This window comes from Microlunatus aurantiacus, from assembly GCF_039536605.1.
Lineage (GTDB): Bacteria > Actinomycetota > Actinomycetes > Propionibacteriales > Propionibacteriaceae > Microlunatus > Microlunatus aurantiacus.
Map to the genome: position 1 here is coordinate 254,833 of NZ_BAAAYX010000003.1, position 21,018 is coordinate 275,850.

Below are 21,018 nucleotides of genomic sequence, written 5' to 3' on the forward strand. Positions count from 1 at the left end.
CTGTCGCTTACTCGCCAGACCTACCGTGGTCGGCAACGTCGCCCGCCTCGGCGAGCTGCAGACGCAGCAGCAGCGCGTGCCAGGACAGCTGGTCAATGACCCAGTACGAGGTCACCGCTGCTGGCTGGCTAGTGCAGTAGTCGTCCAGCTCCACCGTGACTCCCTGATGGGTGTCAAGGAAGGCGTGGCAGTGGTCCAGCAGCTCGACCAGCCCGGCCACGGCACGACCCGACAGAGTGACGAGGTCAGGGGTCTCCGCAGCAGTTGTCGCGGTGTGATTGGTGGTGATCATGATCGGCTCCTGGCGGTACGGGTCCGCGACATTGGCGCGGCATCGGGTGCGGGTTCGGGCAGACAGATCGGGATCTGGACGGGTGCACGGAAGTGCACAGCGAGAGCCCGGATCATGTCGTCGGCCACGAAAGCGCACCGGACCCTGGTGACGTCGCCGTCCTCGGTCAGCGCGTACCCGACACCCGGTGTCGTGCGGGGGATCTTGTGACAGGCCGCGCCGGCCGCGACGGCACCATCACTGAGGACCATCGCGACTTCCTCGCGTTCGCGGAGGCGGAGGGCAATGGTCTGGGTGAACATGTGCCGTTGCGGCACCGTGTCCTTGCGGGGGTCCTGCAGGAACCCCCAGACCACGAACCCGGGCGCCCGCCCCAGCCCGAGCAGGGCACGCAGCGCTTTGTCGGCGCGTTGGAAGAGGTCCCGCTGGTTCGACAGGTACGAGGTCAGCATCGCCAGTTCGTCGATCAAGATCACGACGAGCGGTGCCGCCGTTGACGGGGTGTGGCTTCTCGCGTGGCCGGCGAGGGTCGCGGCTCTCGCGGTCATGGCCTGGACGGCGTCCTCGAGCAGGATCACCGCTTGGTCGGGGGTGGTGGCGTAGCGGGTGCACAGGCGGGTGCCGAGCCCGAGCTCCATGCCGCCTTTCAGATCGACCCCGTGGACCTGCACCAAGCCTGACCGGATGGCGGGGGCGAGGTTCAGCAGCAGCATCCACATCGCTGACGCCTTGCCCGACCCGGTGCACCCGGCCGTCAACGTCGACACGGGGATCGGGATGCGCCACGGCTGCCCGTCCTCGGTGACACCCATCTCGGCCGAATGGATGGTGGGTGCCAGGTTCGGGGAGGGGAACCTGGCGTCCACCACCGCCGCCAGCGGGTCAGCGAACAGGAACCTGACCGTGCAGCCGGTGTGCGTCGGGTTGGGGATGATCCGGACCTGTCGGGAGCCGACCGCCACCCGGAGCCGTTCGGAGGCTGTGACGACGTCTTCGACGGTCTGCCCGACCATCAGCTGCGGGACAACGACGAGGACGTCGGGGTCCTGCCAGCCGATCCGGTGCAGGCCCGGCACCCGGAGTTCGGTGCCGGTGGGGGCGATCACCCGCCGTCCGAGGCCGCAGGCCTCCATCAGCCCAGCCCAGGACTTCCGGACGGAGCGACGGATCCGACGCCGCCAGGCCGGGTGCACCACGCGCTGTTGGTAGGAGTAAGGCCAGCCCCTAGCCCACACCGCAGGCACCAACGCGACGATGGTGAGCCCGACCAGCAGTAGCCAGGTCTGCGACAGGTAGCTGTAGACGGTGCCGGCCGTCCAGATCACCGCACGACCGGGTGCGCGGATCAAGAACCGGAAAGCCCCGGCGATCCACCACCACATCTCAGCGAAGCCATGACGGATGCCCCGTCCGGTCCAGCGGAGTCCGGAAAGCACGCCTCGACCAACCGTCTGTGGGCTGGTCATGCTGCGCCGCGTCGCTGATGCCGGAACGCGAGCACGTCGTCACGGCGGAACTGCACCCGACGCTGATCGTCGCGGTGGGCGGCCGGTGCCCCGTAGTCGCGTCGCCACTTCGAGTTGTTCATCGTGTTGAAGGCGACCCCCGCCAGCTCGGCGGCCTCCTGCACCGTCAGCCACTCCCGGTCCGCGAACCACTCGTCTACGGGCTCCTCAGGAGACGCAGCGGCTGGACGCAGACCCACACTGGCGCAAGGTTCGTTGCGATGTGCGGACAGGCGGACCTCGACGGCGCACGCTTCCCGCACCAGCTGACGCTTGGCGTGTCCGGCCAATTCACCCCACTGCTCCGCTCGCCGCGAGGCTGCCGTCAGTGACTTGACCGCCGCGCCGACCGACAGATGCGACACGGCGACCTCCGACCAGTCGGCGTCCTCACCAGCAGCCCAGTACAGGCCCTGCTCGGTCGACCGGCCCAGACAGGCGGCGAGTTGCTGCAGGCCCTGGGCCAGCCCGTAGCCGGCCGTGGACAGATGCCCTAGCACCACCATCAGCTCCGACGCGGGGATCGCTGGCTCCGAAGCTGTGGCCCGGACCAGCGCCCGCACCGCCTCGCCGAGTTCGATGCTGTACCGGTTCGCCTGCGACCCCGCCCGCGTCACCAACAAGTCCACGGCCTGCGTGGACACGGCCGGTTCAACCGATGCGACGGCGTTCACGGCTCATGCCGCCTTGCCGTCGCCGGCCTTCGCCGGACCACCCTGCGCCACCCACGCCTGAAACACCCCGACCGGAGTCACCCGCTCACCCGTGATCGACGTACGGATCGCCGCGAAGTCCCCACCAGCCAACCGGGCCGTCGTGTTGCCCTCGACCCGGACTACCGAGCCCACCTGCAGACCGGCCGCCTGCATGTCCGGCAACAGCACCGTCGCATCACCCAACATGCCCAGCGGTTCCGCGACCACCACAGCCGACACCGCCGACAACGGCCGACCATCCGCATCGGTGAACCGGCCCACCACCCGCCGAGCATCACCCTGCCCCTGGTAGACCTGCCGCTCCCGCGGCTCACCCGTCACCAACGCCGTCACCGACGTCACTCGCAACTCAATCGCCATGATCGCTACTCCTTGAACACTTGCCGGCCCTTCTGGCACGGCAGGTGTGATCAGGATTGACAGTCGAGAACGCCCACGGACAGATGACTCCTGTTATCACCGGTTAACGACCAGGCAACACGCACTGCCATTTGTCAGCGACCTGGTGCATGCTTATTTCAGTCGTCGTAGGAGGTTGGCCATGAACGACTTGAAGAGAGCACGCGCCGAGCGCGGCTGGTCTCAGTCACGGCTGATCGCTGCGATGGAGGCCGAGGCCCGTCGTATGCAGCGCTCAATAGCCGAGCCATCCTCGCTCAAGACTCAGTTGTCGCGGTGGGAAAACGGGCACCACACGCCTGACGCGTTCTATCAGGAGCTACTTGAACGCGTGTACGGCAAGCCCGCCCACCAACTCGGATTTGGCGGCGACGACACTCTCGGTCTAGAGGTCGGCAGCACGTGGGAACAGTGCGCCGACTCTGCGGTCGAGCTATGGAGTGGAGATATGGAACGCCGGACCTTCCTGCAGTCTGTGGCTGTCGCATCGACGGCATTCTCGACACCCGTACTCACCGCGCTCATTGCCGATCCGGCGTCGAGCGTGACCAGATCAAGCGGTAGTCGCACCGTCGGCGAAGACGACATCGCGTTCATTCGGGACGTCACCGGTCAACTCAGCAAGCTCGACAACAAGCACGGCGGAGGCCACGTTCGGCGAGCCGCTCTATCACTACTGGACGACGAGGTTGCGCCACTCCTGCGTTCTGGCAAGTTCACCGACGCAACCGGACGCGAGCTGCTCAGCGCCGCAGCCGAACTCACCCAACTCGTCGGCTGGATGAGCCACGACATGGGCGGCCACGGCGTGGCCCAGCGCTACCTGATCCAAGCGCTCGGGCTAGCTCGATCTGCAGGCGACACGGCGCTTGTGGCAGAACTGCTCTGCGCGATGAGTCAACAGTCCACGTACGTCTCCGATCCGCAAGCAGCCGACCTCGCGAGAGCCGCACGCTCCGTTGCCGAACGCCGCGGCCACATCTCTCTCGTTGCCGAATCCAGAATCATGGAAGCGCACGCTCACGCTCGCGCAGGAGCATCTGCCGATTGCGCGGTGTCCTTGCACGAAGCCGATATTGCACTCGACAAGGCAGACCGTAGTGATGAGCCGCACTGGATCAAGTACTTCGATCACGCCTACGTCGCAGCCAAGTTCGGACACTGCTTCCGAGAACTTGGCGATCACAGGAACGCCATCAAGTTCGCCGAACAGTCGCTCGACATGGACGGCACCTACGTCCGGGGCCAGGCGTTCAACCTGACACTGCTGGCCCACTCGCAAGCCAACGCTGGCGACGTCGCCTCCGCCTGCGTAACCGGGCGGGAGGCTGTTGCTATCGCCGCCAAACTGCGATCTACCCGCGCGGTCGCCTACCTCCGCGACCTCCGAGCCAGCCTCGACTACGCGGACGCAACAGCTGACGTCAAAGAGTTCGACCAGCTGCTCGAACCTGTGCTTGCTGCCTAGCCAACTGCCCTGCGAGCGATGATGCGGTCAATTGCGACCACGGATGCCGCCCCGACGATCTCGCCGCTCTTGATGAGTTCGGCAGCTTCATCGAGCGGAATCCAGCGAACCTCTGTTGCCTCATTGATGTCCAGGTCGTCGGTGATCTTCTCGAAGTCCGTAGCCATGTAGACATGGTTCGCCGCGTCAGCACTGCCGACCATGGGCTGGAACGTCACCAGGTGCTCGACGCGGCCGGCACGCCACCCGGTCTCCTCTTCCAGCTCTCGACTGGCTGCCGCGTTCAGGTCCTCGCCGTCCTCGACATAGCCGCCGGGAAGCTCCCACACCCAGCTATCGAGGATGAACCGATGCCTGCGAGCCATGAGCACTTCGTCCTGGTCGTTGACGGCCGCCACGATCACCGCCTCCGGCAGGAGGATCACGTACTGATCGAAACTCACGCCGTCAGGCAGGTCGACTGAGACCTTCTTGAGGCTGCCTCGTCCGAACGACCCGAGGTCCTGCTCGTCGTGGATCGTCCAGGAACCTGCCTGCCGACTAGTCATGCTGCCGAGCCTACGGTGACGCTCCGACGCCGCAGGAACCACGTCGGGCCAGCGTGGGCCATCGATGCCGTGAGTAGTTTCTGTACTCCCTCAAGCGGCTCGCTTCGCTCGCCGGGCTGCGGTCCGTGTCCTCGCTCGCTAGCGCTCGCTGCGGGCCGGTCCTCGCCCCGCCTTCCGATGCAACCGCGTGGAACCGCCACAGAAACGTTGGAAAGGGCTCGATTCCGGCATCCCCGGGTTTCGCCGATCGACAAGGAGGGCTTCGCTACGCTGCGCGCCCGCCGTCACGTGCCCCAACACCTCGACAAACCAGGCGACCCTGCCCGCCCGCAGACACGTCTCGAATTGTTACGGAGGCAGATCTAGTCAAATAGCTCAGCCCACGGGATGATGCCGGTGTGCGCGACAACGCTGGAGTCAAACTTCCTGGAGGTTCATGTGCCTGACGATCTTCTGCGAGTCCGCAAACCCGCGATACTGATCATTGTCATTTCGATTATTGGTGCAGGGGCCATAATCTGGGCACTGGGCTGGGAAACCGAGAAATCCGGTAGGGCGCTTCAATATCTTGTGATAATAGCAGGAATCTCTGGTGCAACCACTGCTGTGGCCGCCGGGGGCTTGCGCCTCAATTCCACGATGACGAACGCTTCCGCGACGTCACTGTTCTGGATAATACTATTGAGCCTACCCCTCGGATCCATTGCTGGTGCAGGCGCGTTGCTTGTCACCGTTACGATCCTGTCATTCCGGGCAGAAGGAGTGACACAATCCGGATCCGCCATCCTCGGCGGCATTTACGGACTTCTACTTGGCGGCTACTGGGCTACGGCCGCTGAATCATCCGCACTTCGCCGAGCACTATTGACCCCTGCCGGCACAAGCCCGGAGGTACCAACCGCGCCGAAGCGCACGAATTGGAAAGGTATAGTCACAGCCGAGTTGCGTCCGAAAAGCGGGGATAGGGTTTCCGCGGAACTTATCGTCCAATTCGAAGCGGAGGTTGCCGAATCGCGCAAGAGACTTGGCCTCAGGAAAAAAAGAGACGCTTTAGAGCCACCGACGACGCCCGCCTCATCCAAGGCTATTGCCACCGCACGTGGTGACCTCATCGTAGAGGGAGGAGAGGAGTCAGATTACGCAGAGTTCGTCGTCACAGTGTCGGGCGGCGAGGGGTACGAGACGTTCCCTCGACGACAGCTTGCTCGAGCGCCGATTTCTGGGACCTCTGAGCGATATCCATTCACTCTTGTTGCCGAGAGGGATCCGGAGAGGGAGAAGGCTGAGGAAGTCTCCCCAACCAAAGTCAGCACCACTGTCCGAAATGACATTACTCAAACAAACATTGGAGCTGTTCTAATTGATATCGCGATGGCTGGCCGCACCATCCAAGTCCTTGAGGTCTCGCCGTAATAATGCCATCGAAGACAATCACGTTTGAGTTCGTCGAAGATGGTCGACGTCCTCGATACATTTTAGGAGGCGATGGAGTCAGCGGCCTCTTCTCAGAATCTGAAAGAGAACTACGCCCTGTCTCAGAGAGTAAGCTCGCAGATTTTCATAGCGCAGTTGTCAATTTCATTCGAAGAATCGACGACAATGAGAACAAGGTCCTCAGCAAAATAGGTCGTGAGCAACGTATCTGGTCAGCATTGACTGAGCTACTTACCGCCGGGAACATCATCTGGGAGTATGCGCTTGGAGACGAGCCTTCGGAGTGGTTGGGAAGGCTCAATCATCTACTCACTGCAGAGTTGCCGCCCGAATGGTGGAAGGATCCCGCGACGAATTCTCAGTACATGTACGAAACGCGCACCCTGGGCGTACCAGACCGCATGCTCCCTCTAGATCTCTTACCATTGGGAGAGCGGTCGAGATTCATCTATGGAGGACCCGAGGATGTTGTGCAGCTGGCCGCGGTATTTGGCGGCTTTGTTTCCCGAGTCCGCTATGCTGCCTCGCACAGAGGAGTATTCACGCACCCAGAACTTCGGGGACCAAGAGCAGTGCTCAGCATCCAGAGCGACAAGGCACCGGCGGTCAGTGAGATGTCAATACAACTTAGTTCTATAGAAGATCCGATCGCCGGCCTCTGGGGACCGCATCCCTACCCGAACTCGGGACACTTCGCCACGCCGGATGAGATCGCACGTAGTTTCACCGTGCTGGATCGTGCTCCTGACACCGGTGCGCTGATAGACGTCGTTCACTTCTATTCACACGGATATACCTGGTCTGACCCTGCGGCCACACTGCTGCTTAACGTCGATTGGAAGGGAGATCCAAGCCCGCTAGTTGTTAGAGGCGTGCACTTCGAGAAGGCGCGTAAGAAGGCGAAGGACGCGCAGGCGACAGGACCCATCGTCCTTCTCAACGCCTGCCATTCATTAGGACATATTGGTTCCGAGTGGAGGAGTACTGCGCTCGCGCTTATAACTACAGGCACCCGAGCAATCCTTGGGGTGCGTGACGAGATTCCTGGCGCTGTTGCAGTTCAGATGTCATCTAAGGTATTGCAGCTAATGAACTCCGGAATGTCCGTGGGATCGGCGGCTGTCGGCGCAAGGTGGCATCTGCTCAACAATTATATGAATCCGCTAGGCCTACTTTTTGCAACATTCGGTGATATTGACTCGGTTCGCAGTTCAGTGAGATGAAAGGCTACCCCAAATGTCAGTTATGTCCATTGGCGCCGTCTGCTTCGGCATAGCGATAGGTTTCATCGCTTACCGCACGCTGGTCAGAAAGGATTCAGCAGCCATCACCGATATCAGTGCCGTTGTTGGTGCTGTTGGCGGTGGTGCTGTAACTGTGTGGTTCGATCCGTCCACGGGTGACACATTCGGTTGGTACTCTATAGGTCTATTGATCGGTATGGCGATCTATTATGTCCAGTTTCTCGTACTAAACGGGAAGCGTGAGGCAGCTACCCGTCTCGGAGGGGCGGGAGATGTAGACGCGGGCATTTGAACGCCAGTCGTGATGCACTTGCGCCACCTCCCTTCCGTCACTGACACGAAACTCTATCAACAGATCCAGAAGCCACACGATGATGAGAGACATATCTGCTCTCGTAATCAGCTGCTGGATCCACCTCTAGGCGAGATCATGAGCCGTCTCCGGCCGCACGCACTCGGACGCATATGAAGGATCGATACTTCGCCACTTGACCAAAAGTGATGTTTCGCACCGACACTGATCCAACGGTCGAGCGCTGACGACTTGGCAGCCGATACCAACTGCGGACGCGATCTGAAGGAATAGTTGAGGGTTCTTCTGCAACGGAAAAGGCCGCCGCTCTAGGTACAATTCGCCTCGTACCAATCATTCATGAGGGTATTTACGACTGTTCCTTGATAGTAATCATTTCCATACTGCCGGGTGAACCACTGCCTATAATCTGGCTCGAGATTATCGTAGAAGGTTTCGTCGACAATCATTGGTGGCGCCCAATTTTTCGAACCTTGGGCTGCGAGCTTGGCAGCCCTGTTGACAACGTCACCCATGTAGATTACGTCGTTTATACCACTGCCACTATAGCCAGCTTTGATCATAAGAGCCCTGCCATACGACATCCCTATTCCGAACTTAAGTGGCGTCGTGAAGCCCTGCTTCTTGAGCTTGTAGTTCAAAACCATGGTGAGCGAATTGGCGCAGGCCGCGATGCCAAGCACATCCTCGATGTCCGTCTTGTAAGGCGAGTTGTACACGCCCCATACACAGTCGCCAACAATGTTGACTTCGCGGACCTTGATACCACTGTTGAATACCGCCACCATTTCCGAAATGAATGACCGGTAAATCTTGGCTAGGGCTGGCCTTTTATAAGAGGATGGCAAGGTCGATGAGTCGCGAATATCAATGAAGAGCGCAGAGCAGTTCGCGTAAAACCCGTTCGTGAAGGTCAACTTGTCCCGGTCCGGCAGGGAGTCGACCTCCTCGTAGTTTCCGGACGGTGCGGTCAGAATCGCGTCGAGCCGAGCAAAAGAGGTCAGATAGTCGTACGACTTATAGCTGCTATCCACGAGCCTCGACCCCCAGACAGATTGCGACGATCGCCAGCGAGCCGAGGGCAGCTATCAACGCGACGGTGGCCCAACCCGCCCACAGGTACTTCTTTCGCGACACGTGGGCGTTCGCCCAGACCTGACTCGCGAGCTCCTGGATAATCTGCTCGTTGTTGGCGGCGAAGAGCTTCAGCGTCTCCCGGTATGTCGTAGCGTCGGGGTGCTGCCTGGCGATGTGATCGAAGTACAGCGGGCTGGTAGGGGGATCGTCCGCATTGATCCGAGGCCACAGCGACAGGCCGGCGCACACGCCCGTCGCCACAACAGCGACCGCGCAGACAATCGACATGACCGCGGTGAACCAGCCCATGTCATTCTGGTCCCCAACCAACGCAAATAGGACGCCGCCGACCACTCCTGCGGCAGCCAGCGCGCCAGCCGCCTTGCTCTCCGCGTGCTTCAACCAGTCGTTGACTAGGCCGAGAACCCGCCAGGCTTGGTCCGGGTCAGCCGCGGGGGGCGTACCCGCTCCCTGCTTTTCTGCCACGACCGTGCCTCCGTGCTCGCGACCGACAGAACGCTCCAAGATACCGGAAGGTGGGGACACCAGCCGTTCGACACACCCTTCCCTAGCGGCCATGCGAGTCGTTTCGCGTCTCGGACTCCGCTTTGCTGCTAGTTGCCTTGCGCTCTGCTACGCGGCGCACGACCCGCGCACGCCAAGATGGCCCGCGTACAACCTGGCGCCGTACTTCGGGCAATCGGAGGCCAGCTATTACGAGGCCGTCACGGCGGTAGCTCTGACCTACTTCCTCGTGTTCCCAGTGAACGTCGGGCGCGGCTCGGACACCAAGTATCTCAAGGGCGTACTCGCCAGCCACGGGATCGAGGTCACGCAGTGAGCGAACCGCAGTCCGTCGCCACCACCGGCGCGTTCCTATCGATTCGACTGGTGCTCGCCGGGACACGCTGGGGGACGAGTACTACCAAGCACCAGGCTTCTGCCCATGACTGCGGACAGCCTCCTGAGTCGGAAGCACGTCGCAGCGATTCCCTGACCTGCTTTCTGAGAGGTCTCCGCGGGTTGTGGCTCGTGGTCCGCATCTAGTCCGCATCGATCCGCCCGTCACACTGTAGGCATGCCAGAAAGGTCGAAAGAGCCCGTCGTCGCCGTTGATGAACACGGGCGCCGTACTGTGCACTGGTCGATAGTCGACTCTCATGGCCAGGAGTTCGTCTTTGAGCATGCCCTGCCGGACGCACTTCGGCATCACTATCGTCCGGCCGCCATTGGCGAAGACGTTCTCCTTTACGACGGCCCGTTCCGACTCGGGCAAGACCCCGACCCGTTGAACGGTTCTGTCCGTTGGCGCTGGGCCGACAGGCCGCGTATCGAGGCACGTGGCTTCCGACCGACATCCGCTGCTGCGGTACAGCGGTTCCTGGACTCGACCGAGATCGTAGCTATGTGGGTGGCCCCGGACGAGCTTGACGTGGACCTACCAGATGGAAGGGTGCCACCGCAACCACCGGCGGAGGCCCAGCGTGAAGGGCTCGGGCAGACGATCGTCACCCGCCTTGAGCAGCAGCTCGGCGACGGTACCCGACTGGACCGCGTGACCTTCCTGATTCCGAACGGCTGGCAGTCGCACGACGGCTTGAGAGTTTGCGATTCCGAAGATCTACTACGGCATTGGCCGGGTCGATTGTCGGCGACCGCGGGCGGCTGGTCGGTCACGATCGACCCGGCCGGCGATACAGAATGGCCGGAGTTGAAGGACACCGGGTCATACCGCTTCACGCACGTCGGCGAGTTGGCTCGCGCCGATCGGTCGAGCTTTAGGTCAAGTCCTGTGGGGTGGTGTACGAAGTTGATCCTTCGGTTGGGCGTGTTGTTCAGGCGGTGAGGGCTTGGAGTTCGGTGTCGGCCACCCCCTCGGTGTCGGTGATGTGGATGGCTCGGGACTTGGCTAGAACGTCGAGTCCGAGGTAACGGCGGCCCTCGATCCACTCATCGTGTTGTTCAGCCAGCACGGCGCCGACGAGCCGGATGATGCTGGCCCGGTTGGGGAAGATCCCGACCACATCGGTGCGGCGACGGATCTCACGGTTCAGCCGTTCCTGGGGGTTATTGGACCAGATCTGACGCCAGATCTCCTTCGGGAAAGCGGTGAACGCGAGAATGTCGGCGCGGGCGTCCTCGAGGTGGTCAGCGACCGCGGGAAGCTTGTGGACCAACGCGTCGATGACCCGGTCGAACTGGGCGTGGACGGCGTCGGTGTCGGGCTGGTCATAGATCGAGTGCAGCAGCGCTTTCACCCAGCCCCAGCTGTTCTTCGGCGTTTGGCTCATCAGGTTCGCTGCGTAGTGGGTGCGGCACCGTTGCCAGCTGGCGCCGGGAACTGTGGCCGCGATCGCTGCGGTCAGGCCGGCGTGGGCGTCGCTGGTGACGAGTTGGACCCCGGACAGGCCTCGTGCGGTCAGGTCGCGGAAGAAACCCAGCCAGCCGGCACCGTCCTCGCTGGAGGTGACCTGCACGCCGAGGACCTCACGGTGGCCGTCAGCGTTGACCCCGGTCGCGACCAGCACATGCACCGGCACCACTCGGCCACCTTCACGGACCTTGAGCACCAAGGCGTCGGCGGCCACGAACGTGAACGGGCCAGCCGCGTCGAGTCGGCGGGTGCGGAACTGTTCGACGTGCTCGTCGAGCTCTCGAGCCATCACCGACACCTGCGATTTGGACAGGCCGGTGATGCCGAGGGTCTGCACGAGCTTGTCCATCCGCCGGGTCGACACCCCGAGCAGGTAGCAGGTCGCCACCACCGACGTCAGGGCCTGCTCGGCCCGCTTGCGGCGTTCCAGCAGCCAGTCCGGATACAGCGACCCGGTCCGCAGCTTCGGCACGGCAACATCCAAGGTGCCGATACGGGTGTCGAGGTCGCGGTGTCGGTAGCCGTTGCGGGAGTTGACCCGCTCGTCGCTGCGCTCGCCGTAGCCGGCGCCGCAGACCGCGTCGGCTTGGGCGGACAGGAGTGCGTTGACGAACGTGGTCAACAAGTCACGCAGCAGGTCCGGGCTGGCCTGGGACAGCTGCTCATTCAGAAAGCGGGCAGGGTCGATACTGGGAACAGCGGTCATCGTTGGTGTCCTTCTTCGAGTTGGTTGTGAGAGATCACTCGAAGGATCCACCCGGTGGCCGCGCCTACGTTGCAGGCACGCGCTCACTCAGGTCCGTCGTACACCACTCTGCTGGACTCCACTGAGCTTTAGCGGAGAAGACGCCTTTCACGCGCTTGACCGGGTTCGTGTCGCACTTAACCTCGCCCTCGGCCGTCGCACAACCTGTGCCCTACCGGTGGGGCTGCGTGACGATGCGCCAGTTTGGGCGCGGTGGCGCAGCACTCCCGTAGATCCGTACCGAATAGTCCGTCACTGGCTGGACGAAACCGTCGCTGCTAGGCAGGTCACCCAGGTCATCGAACGTGTCCTTGAGTTCAGCACTGATCCAGCTCGCTGGGAGGTCCTGCGTCCAGCCGCGGCCTACTACGTGGCAGCCAACATGGACGTCGATGTTGAACTGTCAGTATCTGTGCCAATCTCTGCGCTGCAGCTCCTCGCCTATTTCCGGTTTGTAAGCGATCGCGGTCTCTACTCAAACAAGAAATGGAACGACGACCTGACGACTGAAGACCAGCTTCGCATGTTGCTCGACGATATTCACGCCGACCTCGCTGTACACCCACACTTCACGCACCTGGATGCCGTCCAGCGCCGACTCGCGCAGAACGCGCCGCCTCGTGATGCACTCGGGGTCGTCATCAAGATGCGAAACACCGTTACGCATCCCTCTAAGGACAAGCCGGCCACGTTCTCGCCGTACGAGTGGTTCGAGGCCGGGATGCATGCGCGGTACTGGCTGTGCTTGTCACTGTTGAACCTAATTGGGTATGACGACGACATTGCCGCGGCCATGGAGTCCCAGCCGCCATGGACGGGGCAGCTGCGTCGTCCACCATGGGCTCCCAACGCCTGATGCGGACCGGACCGTGATGCTCTAAGGTCGCGTGCATGTCGCGGCTGTCAGAGAGGGACCGGCACCTCCTAAATGCAATTGAAGAGACGTATCCAGATATCGACAATTGGAGCGCTCGGGGCGCTGAGCTCGAGACCCCGACTGTCGGTAGCTCGCTTGCTGCCGACGATCGGATCTGGCCGCACCACCCACCGAGTGAGCTTGCGCGGCAGTCGATGATCTCGGCGACCGATCACCTCAAGATGGCCAGGGCCGCGATCGAGGCCCGAAAGGTGTTCCCCTCGGCGCACGCCACGGTCCTTCGAGGTGCCCTTGTTGGCAGCGCGCAGGCATACTGGCTACTGGCCGAGTCGAAGCGCGGCGAACGCCAGCAGCGATCGCTCTTGGTGCTCGAAGAGTTCTACAAGCGCCGCCTTCAGTATGACAAGCACCTGCCATTCATCGGGGCCCCTGCCGATGCACTTGCTGAGCTTGATGAGCAGTCGGAGCATATGCAATCGAGGTTAAAAGGCGTGCGACTCCTAAAGGCTGACCCGAAGCGCAGTTTGATACAGACTGAATACATCGAGTGGTCCCTCGATAAGATCTTCTTTAACAGGTCCGACGCCCGAAATGACGGCAGACTCCTCTGGCGCCTTATGAGTGGAGATGCGCATGCTCTCGGTTGGACAATTGCCATCCGAGCCAAGGAATGGACTCCGTCCGAAGATAGCGATTTTGCCATAGGTGCCACGCCCGGAGACCTAGACGACATCGCGCAGCCTTTTGTCTGCTCACACACAATACTCAAGGCCGCGTGGCGTAGTTACGATCTGCGCCGCGAACCACCGAGAACTCTGGCGGACCCGCCAACGCCTGTTCAGTGGGCCGGCCCCTGCAGCTGACTAGAGCAGAAGGTTTGATGGAGAGTCGAGACCGAGCAGTCATCCAGGCACGGCCTGCCAGCCAAGCTGACAGCCAGCAGCCACGGACGAGGCATGCCGTCGACGCACATCTACGAACATCCTCAGGCGTGCCAGCACCTAGTCCGCGCCCGCTTGACTGCACTGACACGGAAGAGGTCACTGGTTCGAACCCAGTATCGCCCACCAGCAACACCCCTAACCAGAGCCCAGTTCAATGCCCTGCAGGCCACCCTCAGACCGGCCGCGAGCGGCACCGCTCACCAAACTGCTCACCCCGCAGCGCCGTCTGCGCTCGGGAACAACGAGTCCATCGCAGCCGCCCCACGGGTCAACACCGGGCGCAGCGCCCGTTGCGCGCGACCCGCTGCACGGCCGCGAGCAGGGCCCGGAAGGTCAAGCGCGTCGCCGGGGCCGATGGTTGTCAGCGGGGAAGGTGTCGTTTTGGGGACGACCACGATGTGGGTTGACCAGAAGGAGCGGGTGGGATGGAAGGCCAGGACGTGCTCGTCCTGGAAGACGACATCGAGTTCAGCGGCACGGGGAACGGCGAGATCGCAGTAAATTGTTCACCGGCATAGCTCCAGTCGCTCACGCGGCCGATGGTAGGGCGGCTCGAAGGCACGAGCCCGGCCAGTACGGCGGCGGTAGCGCGGAAACGCGCGCAGAAGGCGACCGTCAGCCGCAGCGCCGAACTCGCGGTCCGTGACTGGGGCTGGTGCAGCGGTCACGTCCCGTGCCGCCGTCCACCCGGTCGGAACCGGACCCGCCGCGCAGCCGGTCACGACCAGACCCGCCGTACAGGCGGTCATTCCCGGATGCCCCATTGATGCTGTCGCGGCCAGAGTTGCCGTAGATGCGGTCGCGTCCGGATCCCCCGTTGATGAGGTCGTTGCCCGGGCCGCCGTGGACCTTGTCCCGACCGGCTCCGGCGTTGATCCTGTCGTTGCCTGCGCCCCCATAGAGCCTGTCGCCGGAGGTGTTGACCTCTTTGCCGCCCCCGTCACCCGAGATGCGGTCCGCACCTCCACGGCCGTGGATCACGTCAGAACCCTCAAATCCATAGAGGGTGTTCGGACCACTGTCGCCTCGGAGGTCGTCTTGGTCGCCCGTGCCTTCGGCTCCTTCGATCGACACGAGACGGGCGCGGCCCTCATCCATCGACATCTTCGCGGCCCGCTTGGCCAGGTCGACGTCGATGCCGCAGCAGCCGAAGTAGCTGGGGCCGATGGTGTCCAGGCCGCCGCGGCCGTCGATCAGGTCGATTCTGGTCGGTGGTGGTCCGGTGTCCTCTGAGTCGTCGATCAGATAGTCGTTCGCGTCATCGCTGAGGTAGAACCTGTCCGGTCCGTCACCACCGAGGATGACGTCGGCGTTGGTTCCGCCGATGGCGCCCTCCATCGCTGTAAGGACGTCGGTGCCAAGACCGGTGGCCCGACCGAGCTGGAGGTCGATCCGGATCGGGGGATAGCCGACAGTCTTCACTTCTCCGCTGGCCTGCCCGTTCTCGGAGTAGTCGACCACGTCCAGCCCGGCTCCGCCACGGATGTCGTCATCCCCGGCCGCGGGATAGAGCAGGTCGTCGCCAGGTCCGCCGTCGAGCAGGTCGTTGGATCGTCCGCCGCCGAGCTGGTCATTGCCTGCTTCGCCGTACAGCAGCTGCCGGGCCGGGATCGGGTAGGAGACGCTCTCACCGTAGGTGGTGTCGAGACCAGGGCCGCCGTAGAAGCGGTCGGTCTCCCCGGCAAGTGTGCTGCCGGGGTCCCACACGTCTTCTCCAGCACCTCCGTAGGCGACGTCGTCGCCAGGCCCGCCGATCAGCTCGTCCCAGTCGGCATCTCCGCGCAGCAGGTCGGCGCCCGGTCCGCCCTCGATGGAGTCGATGCCGTCTCCGCCGCTGATGATGTCGTCTCCAGGGCCACCGGTGGCCTCGTCCTTGATCCAGTAGATGCCGCCCTCGCTGTTGTACTCCTCCCTATACGGGTTGGGCCCAAGCCTGAGGTCGTCGGCGCCGGCGCCACCGTCCACCGTGTCGGTGCCTGCCGCACCGTCGATGGTGTCGTCACCTGCTCCGCCGGCGAGTCGGTCATCACCTTCACCCCCGCAGACCAGATCGTCGCCACCGGCCCCGTTGATCTTGTCTTTGCCCGCCAGACCAACGATCACATCGACGCCCGGGGTGCCGGTCAGTGTGTCGGCCCCGCTCGTGCCGAGGATCGTCGCTGACTGGCCGAGGCACTGAGGTGGGGCTGCGTCCGCTGTTGCTCGGGACAAGCTAGTGGCCAGAGCGACAATGAGGACGAGTGTGCAGCCGACACGACGGCGGTTGTTTGAAGGCATCAACCCCTCCGGTGCCGGCAACGGTGCGGCTAAGTGTCCTCTGTCTGAATGCAGCCCTCAATACGTAGGAACGCGTATTCGGCGGTTGTCTCGCGTGTGCGGGGCGCCGAGTGCTGGGCCTGTTGCGGGTTCATCGAAGATGCCGGGTGCAGACGTCCGGGTTGACTTCCAGACGATGCTGGACGAGTACACCGACGAGGGCTACAGCCAGGTCACGTGGGACGGTGACGACTGGCCCGAGCTGCCGGACGAGATCTTCGATCCGACCTCGTGACACCAACCCGGCACTGACTCAACGCTGGACGTCAGGCACGGGAACATCCGACACCGGAACGTCGGCCGCAGGAACATCCGACACCGGAACATCCGCCACAGGAACATCCGCCACCGGAACATCCGCCACCGGAACATCCGCCACCGGAACATCCGCCACCGGAACATCCGCCACCGGAACATCGGCCACAGGAGCGTCGGCCGCCACGATCACCGGCAGCTCCTCGTCGAACAGCGCTGCCAGCTGCGCGGCCGGCAGGACCTGACCGCGTGGCTTCGTGCTGGACGCCAGGGTAGCGGCCCAGGCCGAAGCCCGCCGACCCTGCTCCGGGGTGCCGTGGTGACCGGGATCGTCGAAGGAGCAGTCCCCCAGCTCGAAGAACGTCTGCTGCACCTGGGTGACCCGCCGGGCGTTCAGGGACAGACCCTTGGGGTGCACGGCGAAGTAGCCGGCGAACGCGTCGGCCATCAGCTCCACCCGACGGTTCGCCTCGGGACCGGTGGCGGTGCCGAAGAGATCGTCCTGGACCTGGAGCTGGTGGGCGTACTCGTGCGCCAGCACCACCGAGCCTCCGACGTCGTCGACGTCCAGCTCGTCCAAGGCATCCAGGAAGCCTTCACCGACGACGATCTTGGGCGGCAGCGCCGCGATGGAGGGATCGGGGTCGCCGACACCGCTGAAGGCGAACGCGTTCAGGGAGAACAGCGGGCTCTCGCCGTCGTCGAAGACGCGGACGTCGCGGATGACGCGGGCCACGGCGGCGGCGTAGCCGTCGGCGTCGGCGGGCGTGAAGGCGTACAGGCGGACGAGCAGGCGGCTGATCCGCTCGGGATCCCGCAGCATCTCCCCGTCCATCGAGACCAGCTGCAGATCGCGCGAGGTCGTCGGCCAGAACTTCTGCAGGTCCTTCAGCGTCTTGGTGAGCTCGTGCCCGTCGTGACCTCGCGGCACCGCGTCGCGGTTCGCGGTGCCGTAGACGACCGCCTCCATGGCCGGGAACTCCAGCACCCCGCTGTCCAGCAGGAAGCTGAGCTCGTCCGAGGTCAACCCGGCGAGCAGCCCGTCCACGTAGGCGTCGAAACCGGTCGGTCCGCACTGGTACGCGGCGCCATCCAGCGCGCGCTGCACCACCTCACCGGACGGCGAGCTCTCCAGCCCGAAGCTGCTCGGCGTCTGTTCCCCGAGCGTGCCGAAGTTGGAGCGGGCGAAGTTCGACCGGGCGAAGTTGGAGCGGGCGAAGTTGGAGCGTGCCTGCCAGAAGCCCTGGATCGAGGCCCGGACCGGAGCGGGTGACGCCGGGTCCTCCGCCTGGGCGGCGCCCGCCCCGACACCACCGACGAGGGTCAGGCCGACGAGCAGGGACAACAGCCAGCGAAGGCCACGGTGCATGTTGAGAACTTCCCCGAGTGATGGTGCCGGCCCCCGCCCGACCGCTGATAGCGGTCACTGTAACGATTCGGCGACCTCGTGCCTAGGGTTGTGACCGCTCAAGTTCGCGCTACGAACAATCTCGTCGACCCGATCACGTCACCTCGGCGCGATCAGGTCCGGAACGGCGGCGACTCGGCGGCCGGGTGTCCGGTGAAGCGCTCGATGATCAGGGCGGCCACGTCCCGCAGCTTCACGTTGCGGCTCTGCGACGCCCGGCGGAGGATGCCGAACGCCTCGTCCGCCGAGCACGAGTTCTGCGCCATCAATACGCCGAGCGCCTGGTCGATGGTGGTCCGACTGGCCAGTGCCTGCTCGAGCTGGGACGCGCGCTCATCGGCCGCGAAGAGGCGGACGGCCCCGGGAACGGTCCGCGCCACCTCCTCGGCGAACACCGTGGCCCGGCGCAGCGTCTCGTCGTCGAAGACCCCGGGCACGGGCGCGTACAGGTTGAGCGCGAGACGATGACCCCCGGCGATCTCGGCGGGCACGCCCGCGGCCGTGACGAAGCCCAGCAAACCGGCCACCGCCGTCCAGGCCGGCCAACGACGTTCCGACCCCAGGTCGATGGCACCGTGGACGGCCCCGTCCCGGAGCGCCTCCACACACGGGCCGGCTTTGGTGTCGAACTCGACCTGGTCGGCCTCCCAGGCCGCTCGATCACTGGAGGCCACGGTGGTCAGGTTCCCGTACAGGCTGGCGCTCAGACTGTACGAGCCGGACACCTCGATCAGGCCGCCCGCCAGGTCGGTGGCCGCCTGCAGGTACTCGTCGATCGCCGTGCTGGCCCGCAGGACCGGTTCGAGCTGCACCCAGACCCGGTGACGAAACGCTTCCTCAGGCATGTTGATCCTTCCCCGCGCCAGGACAGTCGCCACTCGCCGGCCCTGGCGTTCACAGGCCCGCACCTGTGAGCGAGCGGCCTACCTTACGTCCACGGACCACCGCCGTGTCCTGCTTTCGACCGCGTCAGTGCCCCGGACGGATCTCTGCCACCAGCTCCAGCAGCCGGCGCCGGATCACGTGCTCGATCCGGGGCATCACCCGTGCCTGCTCGGCCGGGTCGAGGTCGAGCTGCTCCCCCACCTCGCGGGCCAGGTCCGCCGCGTTCTCCTCCGACGTCAAGGTGGCCAGCAGGTCGTCGGCGGCGGGGACGTGGTGGCCGTTGGTCTCGGGTGTCGGCCCGGCGCCCAGCACCGGGAGCACCTGGTGGGCGGGGGTCCCGGCCACGCGCAGCGTCCGCGCATCCGAGGAGCGGCCCAGCGTGCGATCCAGCTCCATGATCAACCTGGCCGTGTCCACGTCCTCGTCGGTGATCACGTGCCCGCTGTCCAGGACCTCAGTCATCCGATCCCTCCTCGCCCGCGGTCTGCTCGGCTGCCTCCAGCGTACGCCCGGACTCTTCGGCAGCGTCCCAGTTCACCGCGGCCCAGTGCTTCAGCGCGGTGCTGGCGGCCTCCAGCTGCTGCTCGCTCAGGCTCCCGCTCGACATCAGCCCACGGATGATGTCCCGCGCCGCCTGCCGCTGGCGCGGGTGGGACGCGTACAGGGCGGCGAGCTGGGCGTAGAGCAGGCTGCCGATCTCGGCGGTCCGGCTCGACCGCCGCGCCCACCAGGCTCCCACCAGCCCGCCGAGGATCCCGCCCACCGGGAGCGCGACAGCGGTCAGCCATTCCACTCGCGGTACGGTACCGGGCCCGAAGCCCCCCAGCGCCCGGCCGAGGTCATCGGCGGGGATCGGCATCAGCATCCTGATCGAGCACCTGACGGCCCGACCGGCCGTCTCCACCTACGCTGAGCCCGTGGCCGGCGCGAACGACATCCAACAGGTGCTCGCGCGCCTCTGGCAGGCTCTGCCGGCCCCGCTGCGGTCGGCGCTGTCCCAGGTGTGGGAGCTGATCAGCCGCACTGTCGGCGTCTGCATCCGCTACCGGGTCACCGGGCTGGCCGCGGAGGGGGCGTTCTTCGCGATCCTGTCCCTGCCGCCGCTGATCTTCGGTCTGGTCGGCGCGGTGGGCTTCGTGGCCCAGCGCTACGACGTGGCCACGCTGGCCGGCTTCCGCGAGCAGGCCCTCGGGCTGGCCAGCCGCGCGCTGACCCCGGACGCGGTGGCCACCGTGATCGAGCCGACGCTGGACGACGTGCTGTCCGGCGGCCGGTTCGAGGTGATCTCCATCGGCTTCCTGCTGGCCCTGTGGTCGGGGTCGCGATCACTCAACGTGTTCGTCGACACGATCACGATCATGTACGGCCTCAGCGGGCAGCGGGGTCTGCTGCGGACCCGGGCGCTCTCCTTCGTGCTCTACCTGGTCTTCCTGGTCGTCGGCATCATCGTGCTGCCGCTGGTGCTGGCCGGCCCGGGTCTGGTCGATGCGCTGCTGCCGGACCGCCTGTCCGGCATCGCCCTCCTCTACTGGCCGGTGGTACTGATCGGCACCGCCTGCTTCCTGGCTGGTCTGTACCACCTGTCTGTGCCGGTACGGACCCGCTGGATGTCGGAGATCCCGGGCGCGGCCCTCACGCTGCTGATCTGGCTCGGCGGCAGCTGGCTGCTCCGGGTCATCCTCGTCGCCTCGGCCGGCTCCACCACGATCTACGGGCCGCTGGCCGCTCCCATCGCCATCCTCATCTGGCTGTTCGTCACCTCCCTCGCCGTCCTCATCGGGGCCGCCTTCAACGCGGCCATCGACTACGTGTGGCCCAAGATGTCCGGCATCGACCACAGCCAGACCGAGTACGCCGACAGCAGCGTGCCGCCCAGCTCCCCCCGGCTGTCGGAGGTGCTGACCGACGAGATCCCGACCACCCCGGTCGAGTCCCCGCGGGCGTCTCATTAATTGGACGCACTTCTCACTATCTGGAATTTCGGTTTGTTTTCCCGGGCCTGGTGACAAAGGCTGGGCCCATGCTCCGCGTCCCCCTGCCCTCCCGCCGGCTGCTCGTCGGTGGTGTCGGTGACGGCGGATGGGCCGCTGAGCTCACCGAGCGTCGGTTCGTCGACCTCGGGCGGACCCAGTCGATGATGTGTCGCCCGGCCTCGCGCTGAGCGACGACCGACACCCTGCCGCCACCCCCGGCGGCACACCCCGCGACCGAGGATCCC

At 64.4% G+C, this 21,018-nt stretch carries 24 protein-coding genes; 11 read left to right on the forward strand and 13 right to left on the reverse strand.

What is annotated here, in order from left to right:
• Nucleotides 1–7 precede the first annotated feature (7 nt).
• From ABD714_RS06725 to ABD714_RS06740, 4 genes are read right to left on the reverse strand one after another with little or no spacing between them, the layout of a single operon-like run.
• On the reverse strand, nt 8–292 hold the full coding sequence (locus tag ABD714_RS06725; protein ID WP_344811528.1) for a hypothetical protein: 285 nt from the start codon (nt 290–292) through the stop codon (nt 8–10).
• Nucleotides 289–1,728, reverse strand: a complete 1,440-nt coding sequence (locus ABD714_RS06730; RefSeq protein ID WP_344811529.1) for an FtsK/SpoIIIE domain-containing protein — start codon at nt 1,726–1,728, stop codon at nt 289–291. Before ABD714_RS06730 ends, ABD714_RS06725 begins: the two co-directional genes overlap by 4 nt.
• Nucleotides 1,729–1,754: 26 nt before the next feature.
• Complete coding sequence (locus tag ABD714_RS06735; protein WP_344811530.1) at nt 1,755–2,471, reverse strand: helix-turn-helix domain-containing protein; 717 nt, start codon at nt 2,469–2,471, stop codon at nt 1,755–1,757.
• Between the two features lie 3 nt (nt 2,472–2,474).
• Nucleotides 2,475–2,873, reverse strand: coding sequence for a hypothetical protein (locus tag ABD714_RS06740; protein WP_344811531.1), 399 nt, complete (start codon nt 2,871–2,873; stop codon nt 2,475–2,477).
• Nucleotides 2,874–3,054: 181 nt separating this feature from the next.
• Between ABD714_RS06740 and ABD714_RS06745 the strand changes: the two genes are divergently transcribed.
• The gene (locus tag ABD714_RS06745; protein ID WP_344811532.1) at nt 3,055–4,380 is read left to right on the forward strand and encodes a helix-turn-helix domain-containing protein; all 1,326 of its coding nucleotides are present in this window, start codon (nt 3,055–3,057) and stop codon (nt 4,378–4,380) included.
• Here the strand turns inward: ABD714_RS06745 and ABD714_RS06750 are convergent.
• Nucleotides 4,377–4,928: an NUDIX hydrolase gene (locus tag ABD714_RS06750; RefSeq protein ID WP_344811533.1), complete on the reverse strand. Its 552-nt coding sequence runs from the start codon at nt 4,926–4,928 to the stop codon at nt 4,377–4,379. The genes ABD714_RS06745 and ABD714_RS06750 overlap by 4 nt on opposite strands.
• A 438-nt stretch (nt 4,929–5,366) precedes the next feature.
• Between ABD714_RS06750 and ABD714_RS06755 the strand changes: the two genes are divergently transcribed.
• Genes ABD714_RS06755 through ABD714_RS06765 form a run of 3 tightly spaced genes read left to right on the forward strand, consistent with a single transcriptional unit; the run spans nt 5,367 to nt 7,898 of the window.
• Nucleotides 5,367–6,341: a hypothetical protein gene (locus ABD714_RS06755; protein ID WP_344811534.1), complete on the forward strand. Its 975-nt coding sequence runs from the start codon at nt 5,367–5,369 to the stop codon at nt 6,339–6,341.
• 2 nt (nt 6,342–6,343) lie between these two features.
• Complete coding sequence (locus ABD714_RS06760) at nt 6,344–7,585, forward strand: hypothetical protein (RefSeq protein ID WP_344811535.1); 1,242 nt, start codon at nt 6,344–6,346, stop codon at nt 7,583–7,585.
• Nucleotides 7,586–7,598: 13 nt separating this feature from the next.
• Nucleotides 7,599–7,898, forward strand: a complete 300-nt coding sequence (locus tag ABD714_RS06765; protein ID WP_344811536.1) for a hypothetical protein — start codon at nt 7,599–7,601, stop codon at nt 7,896–7,898.
• Between the two features lie 329 nt (nt 7,899–8,227).
• Here ABD714_RS06765 and ABD714_RS06770 read toward each other — a convergent pair whose 3' ends face one another.
• Both ABD714_RS06770 and ABD714_RS06775 read right to left on the reverse strand, forming a co-directional pair.
• Nucleotides 8,228–8,953 (reverse strand): adenylate/guanylate cyclase domain-containing protein, encoded by a 726-nt coding sequence (locus ABD714_RS06770; RefSeq protein WP_344811537.1) that lies wholly within the window; start codon nt 8,951–8,953, stop codon nt 8,228–8,230.
• Nucleotides 8,946–9,482, reverse strand: a complete 537-nt coding sequence (locus tag ABD714_RS06775) for a Pycsar system effector family protein (RefSeq protein ID WP_344811538.1) — start codon at nt 9,480–9,482, stop codon at nt 8,946–8,948. Before ABD714_RS06775 ends, ABD714_RS06770 begins: the two co-directional genes overlap by 8 nt.
• A gap of 91 nt (nt 9,483–9,573) precedes the next feature.
• Here ABD714_RS06775 and ABD714_RS06780 point away from each other — a divergent pair, with 91 nt between their 5' ends.
• On the forward strand, nt 9,574–9,837 hold the full coding sequence (locus tag ABD714_RS06780; protein WP_344811539.1) for a hypothetical protein: 264 nt from the start codon (nt 9,574–9,576) through the stop codon (nt 9,835–9,837).
• A gap of 237 nt (nt 9,838–10,074) precedes the next feature.
• Nucleotides 10,075–10,842 (forward strand): YopA family protein, encoded by a 768-nt coding sequence (locus ABD714_RS06785; RefSeq protein WP_344811540.1) that lies wholly within the window; start codon nt 10,075–10,077, stop codon nt 10,840–10,842.
• On the opposite strand, the gene ABD714_RS06790 is transcribed toward ABD714_RS06785, so the two are convergent.
• Nucleotides 10,832–12,076 carry an IS256 family transposase gene (locus ABD714_RS06790; protein WP_344811541.1) on the reverse strand — a complete coding sequence of 415 codons (1,245 nt, stop codon included), beginning with the start codon at nt 12,074–12,076 and terminating at the stop codon, nt 10,832–10,834. The two genes, ABD714_RS06785 and ABD714_RS06790, sit on opposite strands and share 11 nt — an antisense overlap.
• Here ABD714_RS06790 and ABD714_RS06795 point away from each other — a divergent pair.
• Nucleotides 11,985–12,971 (forward strand): YopA family protein, encoded by a 987-nt coding sequence (locus tag ABD714_RS06795; protein ID WP_486348149.1) that lies wholly within the window; start codon nt 11,985–11,987, stop codon nt 12,969–12,971. The genes ABD714_RS06790 and ABD714_RS06795 overlap by 92 nt on opposite strands.
• 215 nt (nt 12,972–13,186) lie before the next feature.
• On the forward strand, nt 13,187–13,855 hold the full coding sequence (locus tag ABD714_RS06800) for a hypothetical protein (RefSeq protein WP_344811543.1): 669 nt from the start codon (nt 13,187–13,189) through the stop codon (nt 13,853–13,855).
• A gap of 696 nt (nt 13,856–14,551) precedes the next feature.
• On the opposite strand, the gene ABD714_RS06805 is transcribed toward ABD714_RS06800, so the two are convergent.
• Nucleotides 14,552–16,213, reverse strand: coding sequence for a calcium-binding protein (locus ABD714_RS06805; protein WP_344811544.1), 1,662 nt, complete (start codon nt 16,211–16,213; stop codon nt 14,552–14,554).
• A 139-nt stretch (nt 16,214–16,352) separates the two neighbouring features.
• Here ABD714_RS06805 and ABD714_RS06810 point away from each other — a divergent pair, with 139 nt between their 5' ends.
• Nucleotides 16,353–16,487, forward strand: coding sequence for a hypothetical protein (locus ABD714_RS06810; protein WP_344811545.1), 135 nt, complete (start codon nt 16,353–16,355; stop codon nt 16,485–16,487).
• Between the two features lie 18 nt (nt 16,488–16,505).
• Here ABD714_RS06810 and ABD714_RS06815 read toward each other — a convergent pair whose 3' ends face one another.
• From ABD714_RS06815 to ABD714_RS06830, 4 genes are all read right to left on the reverse strand, one after another.
• A complete protein-coding gene (locus ABD714_RS06815) occupies nt 16,506–17,876 on the reverse strand; it encodes a hypothetical protein (protein ID WP_344811546.1) in 1,371 nt (456 codons plus the stop codon).
• A 152-nt stretch (nt 17,877–18,028) separates the two neighbouring features.
• The gene (locus ABD714_RS06820) at nt 18,029–18,760 is read right to left on the reverse strand and encodes an ANTAR domain-containing protein (protein ID WP_344811547.1); all 732 of its coding nucleotides are present in this window, start codon (nt 18,758–18,760) and stop codon (nt 18,029–18,031) included.
• Between the two features lie 124 nt (nt 18,761–18,884).
• Entirely contained in the window at nt 18,885–19,262 is a 378-nt protein-coding gene (locus ABD714_RS06825) for a hypothetical protein (RefSeq protein ID WP_344811548.1), read from the reverse strand.
• Nucleotides 19,255–19,659 (reverse strand): hypothetical protein, encoded by a 405-nt coding sequence (locus ABD714_RS06830; protein ID WP_344811549.1) that lies wholly within the window; start codon nt 19,657–19,659, stop codon nt 19,255–19,257. The genes ABD714_RS06825 and ABD714_RS06830 overlap by 8 nt, the downstream gene beginning before the upstream one ends.
• Nucleotides 19,660–19,717: 58 nt before the next feature.
• On the opposite strand from ABD714_RS06830, the gene ABD714_RS06835 reads away from it, so the two are divergent.
• On the forward strand, nt 19,718–20,752 hold the full coding sequence (locus ABD714_RS06835; RefSeq protein ID WP_344811550.1) for a YihY/virulence factor BrkB family protein: 1,035 nt from the start codon (nt 19,718–19,720) through the stop codon (nt 20,750–20,752).
• 68 nt (nt 20,753–20,820) lie between these two features.
• A complete protein-coding gene (locus ABD714_RS06840) occupies nt 20,821–20,961 on the forward strand; it encodes a hypothetical protein (RefSeq protein WP_344811551.1) in 141 nt (46 codons plus the stop codon).
• Nucleotides 20,962–21,018: the final 57 nt, after the last annotated feature.